At 28.7% G+C, this 18,873-nt stretch carries 18 protein-coding genes and 1 tRNA gene; 12 read left to right on the top strand and 7 right to left on the bottom strand.

What is annotated here, in order from left to right:
* Position 1: 1 nt before the first annotated feature.
* Together MC378_RS04225 and bcp are read right to left on the bottom strand one after the other, a co-directional pair.
* The gene (locus MC378_RS04225) at positions 2–535 is read right to left on the bottom strand and encodes a hypothetical protein (RefSeq protein ID WP_242177477.1); all 534 of its coding nucleotides are present in this window, start codon (positions 533–535) and stop codon (positions 2–4) included.
* Positions 536–545: 10 nt separating this feature from the next.
* The gene (bcp, locus tag MC378_RS04220; RefSeq protein WP_242177476.1) at positions 546–1,001 is read right to left on the bottom strand and encodes a thioredoxin-dependent thiol peroxidase; all 456 of its coding nucleotides are present in this window, start codon (positions 999–1,001) and stop codon (positions 546–548) included.
* A gap of 130 nt (positions 1,002–1,131) precedes the next feature.
* On the opposite strand from bcp, the gene MC378_RS04215 reads away from it, so the two are divergent.
* On the top strand, positions 1,132–1,791 hold the full coding sequence (locus tag MC378_RS04215; protein ID WP_242177475.1) for an endonuclease III domain-containing protein: 660 nt from the start codon (positions 1,132–1,134) through the stop codon (positions 1,789–1,791).
* A gap of 238 nt (positions 1,792–2,029) precedes the next feature.
* On the opposite strand, the gene MC378_RS04210 is transcribed toward MC378_RS04215, so the two are convergent.
* Positions 2,030–2,617, bottom strand: a complete 588-nt coding sequence (locus MC378_RS04210) for an RNA polymerase sigma factor (protein ID WP_242177474.1) — start codon at positions 2,615–2,617, stop codon at positions 2,030–2,032.
* A gap of 217 nt (positions 2,618–2,834) precedes the next feature.
* On the opposite strand from MC378_RS04210, the gene uvrA reads away from it, so the two are divergent.
* The 5 genes from uvrA to MC378_RS04185 all read left to right on the top strand — a co-directional run bounded on the left by uvrA (position 2,835) and on the right by MC378_RS04185 (position 10,987).
* On the top strand, positions 2,835–5,627 hold the full coding sequence (uvrA, locus tag MC378_RS04205) for an excinuclease ABC subunit UvrA (protein ID WP_242177473.1): 2,793 nt from the start codon (positions 2,835–2,837) through the stop codon (positions 5,625–5,627).
* Between the two features lie 213 nt (positions 5,628–5,840).
* On the top strand, positions 5,841–6,947 hold the full coding sequence (locus tag MC378_RS04200; protein ID WP_242177472.1) for an HTTM domain-containing protein: 1,107 nt from the start codon (positions 5,841–5,843) through the stop codon (positions 6,945–6,947).
* Positions 6,948–7,050: 103 nt separating this feature from the next.
* Positions 7,051–8,130: a hypothetical protein gene (locus MC378_RS04195; protein ID WP_242177471.1), complete on the top strand. Its 1,080-nt coding sequence runs from the start codon at positions 7,051–7,053 to the stop codon at positions 8,128–8,130.
* Positions 8,131–8,219: 89 nt separating this feature from the next.
* A complete protein-coding gene (locus MC378_RS04190) occupies positions 8,220–10,202 on the top strand; it encodes a sensor histidine kinase (RefSeq protein WP_242177470.1) in 1,983 nt (660 codons plus the stop codon).
* A 35-nt stretch (positions 10,203–10,237) separates the two neighbouring features.
* Complete coding sequence (locus tag MC378_RS04185; RefSeq protein ID WP_242177469.1) at positions 10,238–10,987, top strand: LytR/AlgR family response regulator transcription factor; 750 nt, start codon at positions 10,238–10,240, stop codon at positions 10,985–10,987.
* A 147-nt stretch (positions 10,988–11,134) separates the two neighbouring features.
* Here the strand turns inward: MC378_RS04185 and MC378_RS04180 are convergent.
* The 3 genes from MC378_RS04180 to MC378_RS04170 form a co-directional block, all read right to left on the bottom strand.
* A tRNA-His gene (locus MC378_RS04180) sits at positions 11,135–11,210 on the bottom strand.
* Between the two features lie 54 nt (positions 11,211–11,264).
* On the bottom strand, positions 11,265–11,981 hold the full coding sequence (gene bshB1, locus MC378_RS04175) for a bacillithiol biosynthesis deacetylase BshB1 (protein ID WP_242177468.1): 717 nt from the start codon (positions 11,979–11,981) through the stop codon (positions 11,265–11,267).
* On the bottom strand, positions 11,978–13,135 hold the full coding sequence (locus MC378_RS04170; RefSeq protein WP_242177467.1) for a trans-sulfuration enzyme family protein: 1,158 nt from the start codon (positions 13,133–13,135) through the stop codon (positions 11,978–11,980). The genes bshB1 and MC378_RS04170 overlap by 4 nt, the downstream gene beginning before the upstream one ends.
* A gap of 73 nt (positions 13,136–13,208) precedes the next feature.
* On the opposite strand from MC378_RS04170, the gene MC378_RS04165 reads away from it, so the two are divergent.
* Genes MC378_RS04165 through MC378_RS04150 form a run of 4 tightly spaced genes read left to right on the top strand, consistent with a single transcriptional unit; the run spans position 13,209 to position 16,150 of the window.
* On the top strand, positions 13,209–13,904 hold the full coding sequence (locus tag MC378_RS04165; RefSeq protein WP_242177466.1) for a Rossmann-like and DUF2520 domain-containing protein: 696 nt from the start codon (positions 13,209–13,211) through the stop codon (positions 13,902–13,904).
* Entirely contained in the window at positions 13,894–14,421 is a 528-nt protein-coding gene (locus MC378_RS04160) for a KdsC family phosphatase (RefSeq protein ID WP_242177465.1), read from the top strand. The genes MC378_RS04165 and MC378_RS04160 overlap by 11 nt, the downstream gene beginning before the upstream one ends.
* A 40-nt stretch (positions 14,422–14,461) precedes the next feature.
* Positions 14,462–14,887 (top strand): DUF2147 domain-containing protein, encoded by a 426-nt coding sequence (locus tag MC378_RS04155; RefSeq protein WP_242177464.1) that lies wholly within the window; start codon positions 14,462–14,464, stop codon positions 14,885–14,887.
* Positions 14,888–14,911: 24 nt separating this feature from the next.
* Positions 14,912–16,150, top strand: a complete 1,239-nt coding sequence (locus tag MC378_RS04150; protein WP_242177463.1) for an ATP-binding cassette domain-containing protein — start codon at positions 14,912–14,914, stop codon at positions 16,148–16,150.
* On the opposite strand, the gene MC378_RS04145 is transcribed toward MC378_RS04150, so the two are convergent.
* Complete coding sequence (locus MC378_RS04145; protein WP_242177462.1) at positions 16,147–16,788, bottom strand: protein-L-isoaspartate(D-aspartate) O-methyltransferase; 642 nt, start codon at positions 16,786–16,788, stop codon at positions 16,147–16,149. The genes MC378_RS04150 and MC378_RS04145 overlap by 4 nt on opposite strands.
* A 115-nt stretch (positions 16,789–16,903) precedes the next feature.
* Here MC378_RS04145 and MC378_RS04140 point away from each other — a divergent pair, with 115 nt between their 5' ends.
* Complete coding sequence (locus MC378_RS04140; protein ID WP_242177461.1) at positions 16,904–17,863, top strand: Gfo/Idh/MocA family protein; 960 nt, start codon at positions 16,904–16,906, stop codon at positions 17,861–17,863.
* Between the two features lie 115 nt (positions 17,864–17,978).
* Positions 17,979–18,866 (top strand): 3-hydroxyacyl-CoA dehydrogenase family protein, encoded by an 888-nt coding sequence (locus MC378_RS04135; RefSeq protein WP_242177460.1) that lies wholly within the window; start codon positions 17,979–17,981, stop codon positions 18,864–18,866.
* Positions 18,867–18,873: the final 7 nt, after the last annotated feature.

Below are 18,873 nucleotides of genomic sequence, written 5' to 3'. Positions count from 1 at the left end.
ATTATTCTGCTTCTTTTTTATTTAAAAAAACATTTATTGTTACATCCTCTTCTGCTTTTACTTCATTCCAAACTTTTGTTAAACTTGTACATAAAGGCAATTCATTTTTTTTATTAATCAAAATATATCTAGTAACATAAACATCATTTAAATCTTCTATTTTTAAAAAAAGTTTTTCTTTTTCAAAATAACTTCTTACCAATAAAAAATATTTACCTCTAGATACTGGCAATCCGTTCTCATAATATTTTCTATTTAATTTAGGGAAATTTTCTTTTAAATTATGATGAAAAATATAAATACTATCATTATTATAATACTTATAAACAGTCAATTCTGGCCTTCTTTTTTTATTAATAAATGCCACTTTATTACTATCTACTAGAGTAATTTTTAAGTTTTTAATTATTCTATTTGAAACACGATCTTTTACAGAAGTAATAAATAAACTTGAATGATCAAATCCACAATGCTGAGCTTTAAAGTTAAAACTTATAAAAAACAGCATTATAAAGAAAAATTTTTGAGTATTCATAAACCTTAAACTAAGAGTCCAATATCTGGGCTGCATGAACTTTCGTTTTTACCTTAGTAATAACATCCTCAATTATTCCTGTTTCATCAATTACAAAAGTTGTTCTGTGAATTCCATCATATTCTCGTCCCATAAATTTCTTTGGTCCCCAAACATCAAATGCATTAATTACCACTTTGTCTTCATCTGCTAATAATGGAAAAGGCAATTCATTTTTATTGATGAAATTTTGTTGTCTTTTAGCAGAGTCAGCACTCACGCCTAAAACATCATAGCCTTTTGCTAAAAAAGATTGATAATTGTCGCGTAAATCACAAGCTTCTGCTGTACAACCAGGGGTGCTCGCTTTAGGGTAAAAGAATAATACTAACTTTTTACCGGCATAATCAGAAAGTTTAATTGTATTTCCCTCTTGATTATTTGCTTCAAATTGTGGAGCCTTATCTCCTATTTTTAATGCTGTCATTTTTAGATGGTTTTTAAAGTTTAAAAGTACAAAGTTTATAAAGTATTTTCTAACGAATCCTAAAATAATAATTTAAAATTAGGAATTATACTTTACAACTTTTTAACTTTACATCTTTATAACTCATTTTATGACCAAACAAGAAAAAGTAAATTTTGTAATTGATATACTTGAAAAAAAATATCCAGAAATTCCTATTCCTTTAGATCATAAAGATCCATATACTCTTTTAGTTGCGGTTTTATTATCTGCACAATGCACTGATGTAAGAGTCAATAAAATTACACCTTTGTTGTTTGCTAAAGCGGATAATCCTTTTGATATGGTAAAAATGTCTGTAGAAGAAATTAAAGCGATTATAAGACCTTGCGGATTATCTCCAATGAAATCAAAAGGAATTTATGGTTTATCTAAAATTTTAATTGATAAATACGATGGAGAAGTTCCACAATCTTTTGAAGCTTTAGAAGAATTACCGGCTGTAGGTCATAAAACAGCTAGCGTTGTTATGAGTCAAGCTTTTGGTGTTCCTGCTTTTCCTGTAGACACCCATATTCACAGATTACTATACCGCTGGAACTTAACCAATGGAAAAAATGTACAACAAACAGAAAAAGATGCAAAAAGATTGTTTCCAAAAGAATTATGGAACGATTTACATTTACAAATAATATGGTACGGAAGAGAATATTCTCCTGCTCGTGGTTGGGATTTAGAAAAAGATATTATTACTAAAACAATTGGAAGAAAATCTGTTTTAGATGAATATTATAAAAAATTAAAATCATAAAAAAAGCCTCAATATACATTGAAGCTTTTTCCACTCTTAATTCAAATTCAATTCAATGAAGTCTTTTGATTTGGTTTTTATAAAAACTAATGATTTAGAAAAATTAATCAAAAATTGAACTGTTTCTTGTTTAGGTTGCATCTGTAATTCAGAAGGCTTTTTAGGGTAAATTTGCATCATATAGTTAATTTAATAGACTGGTTATAAAACTACTAACGTTGCTGATTTTTTTTTATTGTTAATTAACCAAAATAATTTTATGTTTTTCTATTAATTTTCTCATATTTATAAGAGCATAACGCATTCTACCCAATGCAGTATTGATACTAACACCAGTATTTTCGCTAATTTCTTTAAAACTCATATCTTTATACATACGCATCACCAAAACTTCTTTCTGCTCATTAGGCAGTTCATTTACAAGCTCTCTAACATCACTATAAATCTGTTCTTTTATCATTTGCTTTTCAGCATTTAGATTACCATCTCCTAAAACAGAAAAAATATCAAACTCATCTGTATTTTTAAATGCAGGCATTCTATTCGATTTTCTAAAATGATCAATCACCAAATTATGCGCAATACGCATTACCCAAGGTAAAAATTTACCTTCTTCGTTGTAATTACCTTTTTTTAAAGTTCTAATTACCTTTATAAATGTATCTTGAAAAACATCTTCAGTAATATCTTTATCCTGAACTTTACTGTAAATAAAACTAAACAAACGCTGTTGATGCCTTTTAATTAAAATTGCTAATGCATTTTCATCTCCTTTGATATATTCACTTACTAAAACACTGTCTTGTATTGTATTTGTGCGTATCATAATTACTTTTAAGAAAAACTGTAAGTTCCCTTATTTTATTAGTGGTTAATAAATTTTAAAGTAATTTTTTATCTATATACGTCTAATTTTGTGCGGTTTGTAAAACACAAATATGTGTATTATTTTTTAAAACTACAAATATTTTATCAAATTCCTTTTTTATTATTTTATAAAACGATGAAAAAAGTGGTATTTTTATAGCTTATATTTTTTATAAATGAAAGCAGACTTATCTACTATAAATCCTAAAGAAAACATTATTATAAAAGGAGCTAAACTCCACAATTTAAAGAATATAGATGTTGTAATACCTAGAAATAAGTTGGTTGTAATTACAGGTTTGTCTGGTTCTGGAAAATCTTCTTTAGCTTTTGATACGCTCTATGCAGAAGGCCAAAGACGTTATGTAGAGAGTTTAAGCTCTTATGCGCGTCAGTTTTTAGGAAAATTACACAAACCAAAAGTAGATTATATAAAAGGGATTGCTCCGGCAATTGCCATTGAACAAAAAGTAAACTCTACAAATCCACGTTCTACCGTAGGTACAAGTACAGAAATTTACGATTATATTAAATTATTATACGCTAGAATTGGTAGAACCTACTCGCCTATTTCTGGCAAAGAAGTTAAAAAATACACGGTTTCTGATGTGGTAACTTTTGTAAAAAAGTTTGATGAAAAAACAAAACTTTTATTGCTTGCCCCAATTTCTATTGATGAAAACCGTGATTTAAAAACCGTTTTACAAGTTTTAGAACAGCAAGGGTATGCCCGTTTAAAATGGAATGATACAGTTTATAGAATTTCGGATTTTCCTCAAGACGATTTTAAAAACGAGCCTTTATATTTAGTTGTAGACAGAATTATCACCAAAAACGATGAAGATTTTTACAATCGTTTAGCAGATGCAATTCAAACTGCTTTTTTTGAAGGAAAAGGCATTTGTTTTATCCAAAATTTAGCAGATAATAAAGTAGCTGAATTTAGCAATAAATTCGATTTAGACGGCATGTCTTTTTTAGAACCCAACACACATTTATTCAGCTTTAACAATCCGTATGGAGCATGCCCAACTTGCGAAGGGTATGGAAATGTAATTGGTATTGATAAAGATTTAGTAATTCCAAATACTGGTTTATCTATTTATGATGATTGTATTTTTCCGTTTAAAACACCTTCTTACATTCATTATAAAGAAGATCTAATTGCAGTAGCTTATCAATTTGATATTCCTATTCATAAACCTTGGTTTCAACTTACAGAAAAGCAAAAAGAGTTGGTTTGGAACGGAAATAAATCTTTTAACGGAATTCATCATTTCTTTAGTGTTTTAGAAGAAAAGAGTTATAAAATTCAGAATAGAGTTATGCTTTCTCGTTATCGAGGAAAAACAAAATGTACTACTTGTAACGGAAAGCGTTTAAGACAGGAAACTAATTTTGTAAAAATAAATGAGAAAACAATTTCTGATCTTGTTACACTTCCTTTAGATGAATTGGCAGTGTTTTTTAAAAATATCAAACTAGATAAATACGAAGCCAAAATAGGAAAACGTTTGTTAACAGAAATCAACAATCGTTTGCAATTTTTAACTGATGTTGGTTTGTCTTATTTAACCATCAACAGAACCTCTAACACCCTTTCTGGTGGCGAGAGTCAGCGTATTAATTTAGCAACTTCTTTAGGGAGTTCTTTGGTAGGTTCTATGTATATTTTAGACGAACCTAGTATTGGTTTGCATCCAAAAGATACAGAACGTTTAATTGGTGTTTTAAAAGATTTAAAAAATCTTGGAAACACGGTTGTGGTGGTAGAACACGATGAAGATATTATGAAAGAAGCCGATTATATCATTGATATTGGCCCAGAAGCTGGAACTTTTGGTGGTAATGTAGTTGCCGAAGGTAATTTTGAAGAAATCTTAAAATCAGATTCTTTAACCGCGAAATATTTAAATGAAGAATTAAAAATTGAAGTTCCTACTAAACGAAGAATATCAAAAAATAAAATTCAGATTATTGGAGCAAGAGAACACAATCTAAAAAACATTGATGTTAGCTTTCCATTAAACTGCTTATCAGTAATTACAGGAGTTTCTGGTTCTGGAAAAAGCACCTTGGTTAAAAATATTTTGTACCCAATTATGCAGAAAAAATTAGTGGGTTATGGAGAAAAAATCGGTCAACATACAGAAGTAAAAGGAGATTTTGACACTCTAAAACACGTAGAATTTATCGATCAAAACCCTATCGGACGTTCTTCTCGTTCTAATCCTGTAACTTATATCAAAGCTTATGATGATATTAGAGCTTTATTTTCTAATCAGAAATTATCAAAAATAAGAAACTACAAACCCAAGCACTTTTCTTTTAATGTAGAAGGTGGCCGTTGCGAGGTTTGTAAAGGCGAAGGAGAGGTTACCATAGAAATGCAGTTTATGGCAGATGTCCATTTAGAATGTGATGCTTGTAACGGAAAACGTTTCAAAAAAGAAGTTTTAGAAGTCAAGTTTGATGATAAATCCATTGATGATGTTTTAAATTTAACCATTGATGATGCTGTTCAGTTTTTCTCAGAAAACTTGGTTACAAAAATTGCTAGTAAATTAAAGCCTTTACAAGATGTTGGTTTGGGGTATGTAAAATTAGGACAATCCTCTTCTACCCTTTCTGGTGGAGAAGCACAACGTATAAAATTGGCTTCCTTTCTAGTAAAAGGAAACACAAAAGACAAGGCGTTGTTTATTTTTGATGAACCCACAACAGGTTTACATTTTCATGATATTAAAAAATTATTGGCGTCTTTTAATGCTTTAATCGACAAAGGGCATTCTATTATTGTGATAGAGCATAATATCGAATTGATTAAATGTGCAGATTATATTATTGATTTAGGTTTAGAAGGTGGTAAAAATGGTGGGAACCTTATTTTTCAAGGAACACCAGAAGAATTAGCTAAAAACAAGGAGTCTTATACTGCTAAATATTTGGCAGAAAAATTGATTTATTAGAAGCTATTTCCTGCTTTCACTACTCGCTTTTTTTATCCTTAAAAAGGAATAAAAAAGAGCTCAAACAAACCGTTCAATCAGGGCTAGAATTGTTTGCAAACAAAGTGAAATAAGAATTAGGCAAATGAATTTTAATAAAATAGATGATTTCTCAATCATTAAAAAACTCATTTCAAAGTGACAAACATTAGTAAATAGCAAAAATAGAAGAAGATGATAACAAATCTAACAGACAAACAAAAAGTAAATTGGGTAAGAACTCTTGCCATTCTTCCAGTTTTGGTGCTAATGATTTATGCTCCCAACTTGTGGATTTCAACAAAAGATTTTCCCGTAATTCCATTGTTTAGTTGGTTGCCTATTCCCAAAGATCCTTTCGATTATATTTTGGCTATCTCTTTTTTTACGGTACAAATTATTTACATTTTTAAACCCAAACGTTGGCTAGGAATAACCGTTGTTCTCTTTTATGTTTTTCTTGCTTTTATAGATCAAAATAGACTTCAGCCTTACTTTTATCAAAGTTTTTTAACCATATTAACTATTGTTGTTTTTAATAAAAAATCAGATAAAAAAAAGGTTGTTTATGCAATTATGCTCATCTTTTTTGCAACTTATTTTTGGAGTGGAATTCAGAAATTAAATGACATATTTTATATTCAATGGTTAAGCGCATTAAATAAACACATTCATTTTATCCCTCAATTTTTTTTAAAAGGATTTACCTATACAGTGCCTTGGTTAGAAGCTAGTATGGGAGTTTTATTGCTCTTTAATAAAACAAGAAAATTGGCAGTTGTTTCAATTGTATTAATGCATTCTATTATTACAATTCTATTATTTTATTTAGGATACGGTTACAACGTAGTTCCTTGGAACGTTCAAAATATACTGAGTATAATTGTTCTCTTTTGGTCATTCAAAACAGAAAATCCTTTAGAAATATTTACCAAATATTTTAACAAACAAAAAATATTAATTTTAGTTTTCACTATTCTCTTACCTTTTTCTAATTTCTTTGGTTTTTACGATAACCTACTATCATTTAGTTTCTTTACCTCTAAATTAAACTATTATTATATTGAAATTAGCGATGAATTAGATGAAAAACTACCCGAAAACATTCAACAGTATTATCGATTTTTAAATGGAAAAACCATTATTTATTGTAACGAATGGGCGGGAGACGTTAATAAAGTTTTGTTTTACCCAGAAGAAAGAGTTATTAAATTTACAGATGCATATTTACGTTCTTTTGCAAATAATCCAGACAAAAAGGGCTTGACCAAATTGGTAATTTATAATCAAAATTTAAATTAAACTACGAATTCTAAGCTACTTCTAACGAATTCTAAAACAGCCAAAATTTAATTCAAGTTCAGGTTTACTTTTACAGTGTATTAACATTTAAAAAAGTAAAATCATGAACACATTATTAAAGAAATCCGTATTTGTAGTTGGTATAATTGTAGCAACAAGTTCTTTTATTAGCTGCGATAAATCAAAAGGAGAATCTGTTGTGATTGCAGACAACACAACTTCTATTAACGAAAAAACGAGTGAGGTTGTAACAAGAAAACCCATAGTATTTATTGCAGGATTTGACAAAGGCAACGAAACTTTTTATTCGAATGCTAGAACCTATTTTCAAGAAAAAAAATATCAAGTTATTGATGGACAATACTCTTTAGAAGAAATCATTTTATGGATGAACAAAAACGCTAATCAAAATCCTTACGGAGAAGTTCATATCGTAAATAAAAGTAATCCTTACAAAGGAATGAATTTAGAAACGATTGTTAATGGCGAAAAAATAACAGCAGAAACTTTAAGAAAAAATATTACTCAAGGTAATTTACCAACATTAAATAATGTAGTAAACAACAATTCTAAAATTATTTTTCACGCATCCGGATTGGTAGAAAACACAGCATTAATAAACACTCTAAAAGATGCCTTTTGTGCCGAAAACTTACCAAAAGTAGTTGCATCTCCTTACTATACTATTTTTGGAGGAAAGTTTTCTAATCATTATTTAGCACAACCTTACTATGTATTTTATCCTACAGCAAATTCACCAGGAAAAATGGATCTATCAAAAGAGATTGCTAAAAAATATCCAGAAGAAAAAGACATTGATTGGTTTGAAGCACTAAACAATGAAGAAGAAAGATATGTTGGAGAAGCATTTACAACCCAATTTAGCATTCCTATTAAATGGGAATTTGATTACCATAATTCTGATGATGAAATCCCAACTTTTACAACCCAAGAAGAAGTAATGGATTGGATTGAACAAAATGAAGAATTAACTACAGAAATAGCAAAACATAATATTCCTTTAGAAAAATATAGATGGAATTGGTCTATAAAAAACAGCAAATTAACTATAAGAGGAAGAACAACTGGTTTGTGCGTTTTAAAACCACTAATTAAACCTTATGGAGATTTAAAACATATAGAACCAGATACAAGTAACAAACGTTTGTATGCCATGAAATAGTAAAATGGAATGGAAATTGTAGTTTGATAAACGTCATTACACCAAAGTTAAAATAGTGTAATGACGTTTTAATTAGTAAGTTTGTTTTCATGAAAAAAGTTACCAAAATCATATTCTTAGCATTCCTTTTTATTTCTGTTGCTACTTTTTCTCAACAAAATAAATTACAACATTTTTCTGTGAAAGATGGCCTGCCAAGTAACACCGTAAATGATATCATTCAAGATGAAATTGGTTACTTATGGTTAGCTACAGATAAAGGTTTGGTTCAGTTTGATGGTAATGAATTTAAACATCAAACCATTCATAGTACCTCTAAAGTTAATTCTTTATTTTATAAAAACAAAACGCTCTTTATTGGTCATCAAAAAGGTTTCTTTAAAAGAAAAAATAAATTATTCAGTTATTTAGGAAAAGAAAAAGTTTTAAAAGTTATAGAGATCAATAATAAAATAATACTTGGCACTACAGAAGGAATTTACGAACTAAAACAAGATTATTTACAGCCTTTACAAATTCATACAAAAATAGATTTCTCTATTGTATATGATATCACTCCTTTTAAAAACTCAATATACATTGCCACTAATAAAGGTTTATGGTCTATTAATAAACTCTACAAACCAAATAAAGTAGATAAAATTTTAGATGAAAATATTGTTTCTCTTGTAATAAACAAACATAGACTTATTGCAGCAACTGCAAAAAAAAAATTAAAGGTTATTGATCAAAATAAAATTGTAAAAACAATATCTATTAACGGTAATATTACATCTATAAAAAAAATTCTAGATGAACTTTGGATAACTTTAGAAAATAATGGAATTGAAATTCTTAAACTAAAAGATTATTCTTTTAAACAAAGAATTAATAAATATAATTCATCTATCTCAAATCAAATAAATACCGTTTTTAAAGATAATCAAAATACTATTTGGATTGCTTCTAAAAATAATGGTTTGTATAAATTTTCTCAAACAAATTATTTAGAATCTAACAATGGCAATCCTAAAATATTTTTAGAAAACATTACTGTAAATTATAAAACTTTAAATTTTGTAAATGGCACAGAAATCGAATTAAAATCAACAGAAAACAACATTTCTTTTACTTACAAAACAATTGATTTACAGCATCCTAAGAACATTAAATATCGATATAAATTAAAGAATACATATTCTCCTTGGAGTACGCAAAACAGAGTAGATTTTGCCAATTTATCTTCTGGAAAATATCGTTTTAAAGTACAATCTAAAATTGAAGATAAAATTAGTAATGAAGAAATTATCGTTTTTACAATTGACACCCCTATTTATAAAAAAGGATGGTTTTTAATAATAAGTTTTACTTTGCTTTTTTTAGTTCTCGCATTAATTGTAGATGCAAACATTAAGAGTTTAAAAAATAAAAATCAACAAAAAATAAACAAATTAAAATTAAAAAATCACTTGTTATCTCTAGAACAAAAAGCTTTGCAATTACAAATGAATCCGCATTTTATTTTTAACGTTTTAAACGGAATAAAATCTTTAGGAAACTCTGGAAATACAAAAGAACTCAACAAAACAATTTCTCAATTTTCTATACTTTTAAGAAGCATACTAAACAATTCTAGATTAGAAGAAGTAAGCTTGCAAAACGAGATAGAAACCTTAAAAAACTATTTAGATTTAGAGCAAAAACTTAACTCTAAAACGTTTAATTATTCAATTGAAAAAAGCTTAAACAACATAGATCCTGAAGAAATTTTAATTCCACCAATGCTTTTGCAACCTTTTATAGAAAATGCTATAAAACACGGAATTCAACCTATTTCAACAAACGGAAAAATAACCATTCTATTTAAAGTTAATCATCGTTTTTTAGAATGTACAATTTTAGATAACGGAATTGGAATTCATCATGCCAAAACGCCAGATAAAAACCATAAATCTGTAGCTTTAAAGGTTACTAAAGAACGTATTCAAAATTTATCTAAATACAGTGCTTTTTCTATTGAAGAAATAAAATCTAAAAACGCTGTTTTAGGAACAAAAGTTTGGTTTAAAATTCCTTTAAAAACCGATTATTAAAAATGATTACAATATTTGAATAAAGTAAAAATAATATGCAAAAACTTACAGCAATTTTAGTAGATGATATCCCAGTAGCATTAGAAATGTTAGAAACAGATTTAAAAAAAAATCATCCAGAAATAGAAATTATTGGTGCTGCTAAATCTGTAGTTGATGCTGCAAAATTACTGCGTAAAAACAAACCAGACATTTTGTTTTTAGACATCATGTTAGGAGACGGAACAGGTTTTGATATTTTAGAAATTTTCCCTGACTTAAGATCAAAAATAATTTTTGTTACGGCAAGTGATGAGTACGCAATAAAAGCATTTAAATTTGCCGCTATAGATTATATTTTAAAACCATATTCTGATGAGGATTTAACGAAAGCTATTGAAAAAGCACAAGATCAAATTCAACCCGATAAAGAACAATTAAATGTTTTACAAGAAGCAGTTACTTCACCAAATAACAAACCAAATAAAATTTCTTTACATACTTCAAATAAAATAATTGTAGTAAATATAAAAGATATTGTTCGTTGTAAATCAGACAATAACTACACTACTTTTTATTTTAATGATAACAGTAAAATTCTAGTGTCTAAAACATTAAAATATTATGCAGATATGTTAAAAGAAGTAGGTTTTTTAAGAGTTCATCAAAGTCATTTAATTAATACAAGATATATTAAAGAGTTTATAAAATCTGATGGTGGTTATTTAATTCTTACAGACAAGTCTAATGTTCCTGTTTCTGTCAGAAAAAGAGCAGAAGTGTTAGAAATTTTAAACTCATTTTAAAAATTACTTCTCTTTAAACGCTGTGGTACTGATCATACCAAATATTAAAATAATTAATAAAGAGGCTATTAAAGTTATCATTCATTAATTTGAATCTAATAAAACAAAAAAATCCTTCTCATAAAAAATGAAAAGGATTCTATTTTTGGGTGGAAGACGGGACTCGAACCCGCGACACTCGGTACCACAAACCGATACTCTAACCAACTGAGCTACAACCACCATATAATTGCGGGTGCAAATATAAATATTTTTTCCTTTCTAATAAAAGAAAAATTTAAATTAATTTATCTAAATTTTCTACAGCAACGTAACGCTCTGTATTAAAACCTTCTGCAAAATCTACACCTATTAATCTCCCCAAATCTTTTGCTCTGTAATTAATACTATCAATAAAGTTTCTACTTGTAATTGGTGTTTCTGGTTCCTCACTTTTAGGATCGTAAAATTGAGAAGCATAAGCTAATACCGCATCTGTTTTTTTATCTACGAAACCAGTAACATCAACCACAAAATCGGGTTCAATATTTTTCCACTGAATATAATGATAAACTTGTTTTGGCCTCCATTTTTCTTGTAACGTCCCTTCTACTTCTGTTTCAATCTTTAACAATCCACTTAAAAAACAAGCGTCAGAAACTAAACTACTTCCTTTAGGGTGATCTATATGCCTGTCGTCAATTGCATTACACAATACAATTTCAGGTTGATACTTACGAATCATTTTAATGATTTCTAATTGATGCTCTTTGTCATTCACAAAAAAACCATCAGCAAAACGCAAATTTTCTCTTACAGAAACCCCTAAAATCTTAGCAGCGTTTGCAGCTTCTTGATCTCTTAAATTTGCTGAACCACGTGTTCCTAATTCACCACGAGTTAAGTCTACAATTCCTACTTTTTTTCCTAAAGAAATTTCTTTGGCAATAGTTGCTCCACACCCTAATTCTACATCATCCGGATGTGCACCAAATGCTAATATATCTAATTTCATTTTTTTACTTTTTGTATTGCTTGCTCAATATCTGCAATTAAATCTTTTGTTTCTTCTATTCCCACAGAAAACCGAATTAATCCATCTTTTATTCCTTGTTTAGCTCGTTCTTCTGGAGATAATAATGCATGTGAAGTTTGCGCTGGACTTAACATTGTACTTTCCACTCCTGCTAAACTCATAGAGGGTTTTATTAATTGTAATTGATTTTGAAATTCCATTGCATCAATTCCTTCTTTTAATTCAAAAGATAGCATCCCTCCAAAAAGTTTCATTTGTTTTTTTGCTAGTTTATAATTAGGATGTCCTTTTAATCCAGGGTAATAAACATGATAAATCTCTGGATGAATTGCTAAATATTTTGCCATTTTTAAAGCATTTTTACTCTGACGTTTTACACGTAAATTCAATGTTTTTAAACTACGTTCTAACATCCAAACGGTAAAATCACTTAAACTTCCTCCTAAATTTTTAGCAATATTCCATATTTTATCTATATGTTCATTAGATGCCGCAACTGCTCCTGCTAAAATATCGGAATGCCCTCCCATATATTTTGTAGCAGAATGAATCATAATGTCAATTCCAAAATCTATAGGAGTTTGATTTATTGGTGATGCAAATGTATTATCAATCATCGTTACAATTCCTTTTGATTTAGCCAATTTAGAAACAGCCTTCATATCGGTTATGGTTAACAAAGGGTTTGAAGGTGTTTCTATATATAAAACTTTGGTATTATCTTGAATTTGTTTTTCAAAATCTTTTATTGATAAACCTTCTGTAAACGAATATTCAATTCCAAATTTATCAAACTCTTCTACCACAAAATTATAGGTACCCCCATACAAAGTCTGTTGTAAAACAATATGATCTCCTTTATGCAAAAAAGCCAATAAAGTTGTACTAACAGCCGCCATACCTGAGCCAAAAATTAATGCATTTTCAGTTTTTTCTAAGGCTGCAATTTTTTTTACAAGTGCTTCTTGGTTTGGTGTATTTAAATATCGTGGATAACGTTTTACATCTACACCATCAAAAGCGTAAGAAGTAGCCATGTATATTGGCGAAACAGCTCCTTTAAATTGCTCGTCTTTTACCTCACCTATGTGAGTACAAATTGTATTTATTCCTAAGTTTTTAGAATTTTCCATTTTATTAAATTAATGATTGCTAAATTACAAATTCCATTTTTATTGCTTCAAAAAAAAAGAATATCTTCGTTTTATGATTTCAGTGAATATTATTGGGCAAGGAAATGTTGCAGCACACTTAGTTACCGCTTTTTTAAAAGCTGATACTATTCATGTTACACAAATAAATTCTAGAACATTAAAAAATGTTCCGCAAGCAGATATTACTATTATTGCTGTTTCTGATGATGCAATTGGAGAGGTCTCTGCTAAATTAAAGAATTCTTTTGTAGTACACACTTCTGGTAGTTTTGCTATGAATGCTTTAAAAAACAAAAACAATAAAGGTGTTTTTTATATGTTACAAACCTTTTCCAAAAACAAAGAAGTCAATTTTTCTGAAGTTCCTTTTTGTTTAGAAGCAACCAATCAAAAAGATTTAATACTACTAGAAAAATTAGCAAAATCAATAGGGAAAAATATTTATCATATCAATTCAGAACAACGAAAAGCAATTCATGTTGCTGCTGTTTTTGTAAATAACTTTACCAATCATCTGTACAAAATTGGTGATGATATTTGTAAAAAAAACAATATTCCTTTTGAAATTCTACAGCCTTTAATACAAGAAACAGCTTCAAAAATTAAACATTTATCTCCAGAAAAAGCACAAACAGGTCCAGCTGTTAGAAACGATAAAAAAACAATAAAAAAACATTTAGATTTGTTGAACAAAAAACAACAGAAAATCTATAAAACCTTAACAAAATCAATCCAAAATGGAAATTAGTTTTAAACAATTATTACCCAACATAAACACTTTAATTTTTGATGTAGATGGTGTACTTACTAACGGAATTGTCACCATAATGCCTGATGGAGAATTAGTTAGAAACATGAATATTAAAGATGGATATGCTTTAAAAACAGCTGTAGATAAAGGCTTTAATGTTTGTATTATTTCTGGAGGAAAAAATGAAGGGGTAAGAACACGTTTATCAAATTTAGGAATTAAAGATATTTATTTAGGAGCTCATGATAAAATTAAACAATACAATGAGTTGGTGAAAAAATACAATTTACAATCAGAAAACATATTGTATATGGGAGATGATGTTCCAGATTTTCCTGTAATGAAATTAGTAGGAATGCCGTGTTGTCCAAACGATGCCGCAAGAGAAATTCAGCAAATATCTAAATACATTTCAGATAAAAAAGGAGGAGAAGGCTGTGTTAGAGATATCATTGAACAAATCTTACGAGTACAAGGAAAATGGGAAAATAATTTTAATGCCAAGTACGATTAATAAATCAACAAAAGATTGAAAAATGTAACCCGATAAAACTATGAAAAAAACATTCTTATTTTTAGTCTTAAGTGTCTTGTCTGTTTCAATCAATTCACAAACTATTTTTGGAAAATGGAACTCTATAAATGAAGAGACTGAAAAAATAGATTCTGTTATAGAAGTTTATGAAGATAACGGAAAAGCCTATGCTAAAATAATTGAAATTACTGATAAAACAAAAGAAAAAAACCTTTGTGAACTTTGTAAAGATGAAAACAAGAACAAACCTATATTGGGGATGAATATTCTTACAGGTTTAGAAAAAAATGGAAACGAATGGTCTGGTGGAAATATTTTAGATCCTAGAAGTGGTAAAATTTATAAATGTTACATCAAACTTATCAATAAAAACAAACTTAAAATTAGAGGTTATATGGGGTTTTCTCTCTTTGGAAAAACCGCATATTGGGAAAGATCTAAGTAATTTTTATTAAACGATTTAAGAACTATGGACAATTTCCATTTTGCAATAAATAACACAAATCTTACCAATAAAAGTAAATTTATAAACAGCATTTTAAATGGTACTCATTCTTTACCTAATTTAAAATATAAAAAAGGACTTGTTTTCTCTAATAGCATTTTAGAGAAATTTATTGAAAAAGAAGCCAAACATCAAACGCAACTTTTAACCAAAAAAGAGAATAGAAGCATAAGAACCTTATCTAGCGGAGAGCAAAAAAAAGCTTTATTAAACTATTTAATTGAACAAAAACCTACCTTTTTAATTTTAGACAGTCCTTTTGAAAGTTTAGATTTAAAATCAGTATCCCATTTAAAAAAGACACTTAAAAAATTATCTTCTGAGATCATTTTCGTTCAAATTTTTAATCGAAAAGAAGAAATCTTACCCATAATTACAGATGTTTTAGAAATCAAAAACGAAACAATTATAGCAAGTATTCCAATTAAAAAATATATTTTTAAAGAAGATACTTGGGTTTTTAAAGGAGAAATTCCAAAGCCTATAACATATTACAAAAATATCCCAGAAGAGCTGATATCTTTAAAAAACCTAACTGTAAGTTATGAAAATCGTTGTATTTTAAACAACATCAATTGGACAATTCATAAAAATGAATTTTGGCAATTAATTGGTCCAAATGGTTCAGGAAAAACAACTATTTTGTCTATGATTTATGGTAATAATGTAAAAGCTTACGGACAAGAAGTTTTTTTATTCGGCAAGAAAAAAGGTTCAGGAGAAAGTGTTTGGGAAATTAAAGAAAAAATCGGCTATTTTAGTCCTGCTATATTAGAATTATTTAAAAGAAAAGTTACTGTAGAACAAATGGTGGTCTCTGGTTTTTTTGACAGTATTGGTTTGTATAAAACACCAACTTCTTTACAAATTAAACTAGCAAAAGAATGGATGCAGTTATTAAATTTAGAAAATAAAAGTAATACCTTTTTTCAGGAATTAACAACAGCTACAAAAAGGTTGGTTTTAATTGCAAGAGCAATGATTAAGCATCCTCCTTTATTAATTTTAGATGAACCTTTAATTCATTTAGATGATTATGGCACTGCTATAATTGTCACATTAATTAATAAAATTGCAAAAGAAAGCGATACAACCATACTTTTTGTTTCTCATAGACCTATTAAAAATTTACATCCCAATTATATATATGAACTTACTCCTTCTAAAAAAGGCTCTTTAGGAAACATAAAAAAGAATATCTAATTTTTTTCTTCTAACATTGGTACAAAAGCAAAGTCTCCTAATTCATGTTTCTCAAACTCTTTTGCTGATTTTCTAATAAATAAAGTCATAATTTGAGTTTTATCACCAACAGGAATTAACAACTTACCCCCTACTTTTAGTTGAGACAATAAAGGTTTTGGAACAAATGGCGCCCCAGCAGTTACTATTATTTTATCAAAAGGAGCTTGTTCTATTAAGCCCTTATAACCATCTCCAAAAATAAATTTTTTAGGCTTATATCCTAGTTTTGGTAAAAACAAGGAAGTCTTTTTAAATAATTCTCGTTGTCTTTCTATTGAATATACATCTGCTTTTAACTCTAATAAAACAGCCGTTTGATACCCCGAACCTGTACCAATTTCTAAAATCTTATCTGTTGGTTTTACCTCTAAAGTTTGCGATTGAAAAGCAACTGTATAAGGCTGTGAAATGGTTTGTTCTGCAGCAATTGGAAATGCTTTATCTTGATATGCATGTGTTTCAAAACTCGAATCTATAAATAAATGACGAGGAATTTTCTTGATGGCATTCAATACATTTTCATCGGTAATTCCTTTCGCTTTTAAAACGTTAGCCAATTGGTTTCTAAGTCCTTGATGTTTAGAAGTGTCTTTCAAATTTTTAGTTTTTCAAAACCTAAAAATAGGAATAATTCTATATAAATTCTTATAAAATTGTATCTTTGTTTTCTAAGATTTTATAAAATCTTAAAATCCACAAAATCAATATCTTATGCTAAAAGTTGGTGTATTAGGTGCAGGACATCTAGGTAAAATTCACTTAAAATTATTACAAGAATCTCAAAGGTATTCATTAGAAGGTTTTTACGATCCTTTTACAGAAAATGCTCAAAAAATTGCTAAAGAATTTGGATACAAATTGTTTAACTCTATAGAAGAATTATTAGACGCAGTAGATGTTGTTGATATTGTAACACCTACATTATCTCATTTTGATTGTGCAAAGAAAGCAATCGAAAAAGGTTGTCATATTTTTGTTGAGAAACCAATTACTAAAACTGTTTTAGAAGCAGAAGCTATTAGAACTTTAGCAAGTCAACAACACATAAAAGGACAAGTAGGTCATGTAGAGCGTTTTAATCCTGCTTTTACAGCTGTAAAAGACATGATTGATAATCCAATGTTTATAGAAACACATCGGTTAGCAGAATTTAATCCAAGAGGTACAGATGTTCCTGTTGTATTAGATTTAATGATTCATGATATTGATATTATTCTTTCAGTTGTCAACTCTAAAGTAAAAAATATACATGCTAGTGGGATTTCAGTAATATCTGAAACTCCAGATATTGCAAATGCAAGGATTGAGTTTGAAAACGGTTGTGTTGCCAATTTAACTGCTAGCAGAATTTCTATGAAAAACATGCGTAAATCTCGTTTCTTTCAAAAAGACGCCTATATATCTGTAGATTTCTTAGAAAAAAAATCGGAAGTCGTAAAAATGAAAGATGTACCCGAAACTCCCGATGAATTTGCAATGATTTTACAAAATGCAGAAGGCATAAAAAAGCAAATCTATTTTGATAATCCGGAAGTACAAGCTAACAATGCTATTTTAGATGAATTGGAAACTTTTGCAGATGCAATTGAAAATGAGACAACTCCTATTGTTTCTTTAAAACAAGGAACAGAGGCTTTAAGAGTAGCACAAATGATCATTGATTGCTTTTAAACAAACTATAAATCATTCCTAAAAAACAAATTAAGCATTAGATGTGTTAAAGGGAAACTGCAATGGATAAATATAACTATTGATAAAAGTTCGTAAAAAATAAAACTTAAAAAACATGAAAAACATAGCCGTAATTGGAGCAGGAACAATGGGAAATGGAATTGCGCATACCTTTGCTCAGTTTAACTACAACGTTCAATTAATTGATGTTTCACAAGCTGCTTTAGACAAAGGAATTGCAACTATTTCTAAAAATTTAGATAGAATGGTTGCCAAAGAAAAGATTTCTGAAGATGATAAAATACAAACCTTAGCTAATATTACAACCTTTACCTCTATTAAAGAAGGTGTAAAATATGCCAGTTTAGTTGTTGAAGCAGCTACAGAAAACGTTACTTTAAAATCTAAAATTTTTAAAGAATTAGATGAAGTTTGTTCTGATGACACCATTTTAGCAACTAACACCTCCTCTATTTCTATCACGCAGATTGCCGCAGTAACAAACAGACCTACACAAGTAATTGGAATGCACTTTATGAACCCTGTACCAATAATGAAATTGGTAGAAATTATTAGAGGTTATAATACATCAGAAGATGTAATGAATTTTACAGTTGATTTAACTAAGAAAATAAATAAAATTCCTGTTGAAGTTAATGATTATCCTGGTTTTGTTGCTAACAGAATATTAATGCCAATGATTAATGAATCTATAGAAACTTTATATAACGGAGTTGCTGGTGTTTCAGAAATTGACACGGTGATGAAATTAGGAATGGCACATCCAATGGGGCCATTACAATTGGCAGATTTTATTGGTTTAGATGTTTGTTTATCTATTTTAAATGTAATGTACGACGGGTTTAAAAACCCCAAATATGCTCCTTGTCCTTTATTAGTTAACATGGTTATGGCTGGTAAATTGGGAGTTAAATCTGGTGAAGGTTTTTACGACTATTCAAAAAGTAGAAAAGCAGAAACTGTAGCTAAAATGTTTAGTTAACATACGT

Source organism: Polaribacter marinus (genome assembly GCF_022662535.1).
In the GTDB taxonomy this organism is placed as follows: domain Bacteria; phylum Bacteroidota; class Bacteroidia; order Flavobacteriales; family Flavobacteriaceae; genus Polaribacter; species Polaribacter marinus.
Note: the sequence above shows the minus strand (reverse complement) of the source record. Positions and strands in the feature narration are given on the sequence as shown.

Excerpts from the sequence above, each read along its gene's own strand:
- MC378_RS04225 (WP_242177477.1), bottom strand. The coding sequence starts at position 535 with ATGAATACTCAAAAATTTTTCTTTATAATGCTGTTTTTTATAAGTTTT.
- bcp (WP_242177476.1), bottom strand. The coding sequence starts at position 1,001 with ATGACAGCATTAAAAATAGGAGATAAGGCTCCACAATTTGAAGCAAAT.
- MC378_RS04215 (WP_242177475.1), top strand. The coding sequence starts at position 1,132 with ATGACCAAACAAGAAAAAGTAAATTTTGTAATTGATATACTTGAAAAA.
- MC378_RS04210 (WP_242177474.1), bottom strand. The coding sequence starts at position 2,617 with ATGATACGCACAAATACAATACAAGACAGTGTTTTAGTAAGTGAATAT.
- uvrA (WP_242177473.1), top strand. The coding sequence starts at position 2,835 with ATGAAAGCAGACTTATCTACTATAAATCCTAAAGAAAACATTATTATA.
- MC378_RS04200 (WP_242177472.1), top strand. The coding sequence starts at position 5,841 with ATGATAACAAATCTAACAGACAAACAAAAAGTAAATTGGGTAAGAACT.
- MC378_RS04195 (WP_242177471.1), top strand. The coding sequence starts at position 7,051 with ATGAACACATTATTAAAGAAATCCGTATTTGTAGTTGGTATAATTGTA.
- MC378_RS04190 (WP_242177470.1), top strand. The coding sequence starts at position 8,220 with ATGAAAAAAGTTACCAAAATCATATTCTTAGCATTCCTTTTTATTTCT.
- MC378_RS04185 (WP_242177469.1), top strand. The coding sequence starts at position 10,238 with ATGCAAAAACTTACAGCAATTTTAGTAGATGATATCCCAGTAGCATTA.
- bshB1 (WP_242177468.1), bottom strand. The coding sequence starts at position 11,981 with ATGAAATTAGATATATTAGCATTTGGTGCACATCCGGATGATGTAGAA.
- MC378_RS04170 (WP_242177467.1), bottom strand. The coding sequence starts at position 13,135 with ATGGAAAATTCTAAAAACTTAGGAATAAATACAATTTGTACTCACATA.
- MC378_RS04165 (WP_242177466.1), top strand. The coding sequence starts at position 13,209 with ATGATTTCAGTGAATATTATTGGGCAAGGAAATGTTGCAGCACACTTA.
- MC378_RS04160 (WP_242177465.1), top strand. The coding sequence starts at position 13,894 with ATGGAAATTAGTTTTAAACAATTATTACCCAACATAAACACTTTAATT.
- MC378_RS04155 (WP_242177464.1), top strand. The coding sequence starts at position 14,462 with ATGAAAAAAACATTCTTATTTTTAGTCTTAAGTGTCTTGTCTGTTTCA.
- MC378_RS04150 (WP_242177463.1), top strand. The coding sequence starts at position 14,912 with ATGGACAATTTCCATTTTGCAATAAATAACACAAATCTTACCAATAAA.
- MC378_RS04140 (WP_242177461.1), top strand. The coding sequence starts at position 16,904 with ATGCTAAAAGTTGGTGTATTAGGTGCAGGACATCTAGGTAAAATTCAC.
- MC378_RS04135 (WP_242177460.1), top strand. The coding sequence starts at position 17,979 with ATGAAAAACATAGCCGTAATTGGAGCAGGAACAATGGGAAATGGAATT.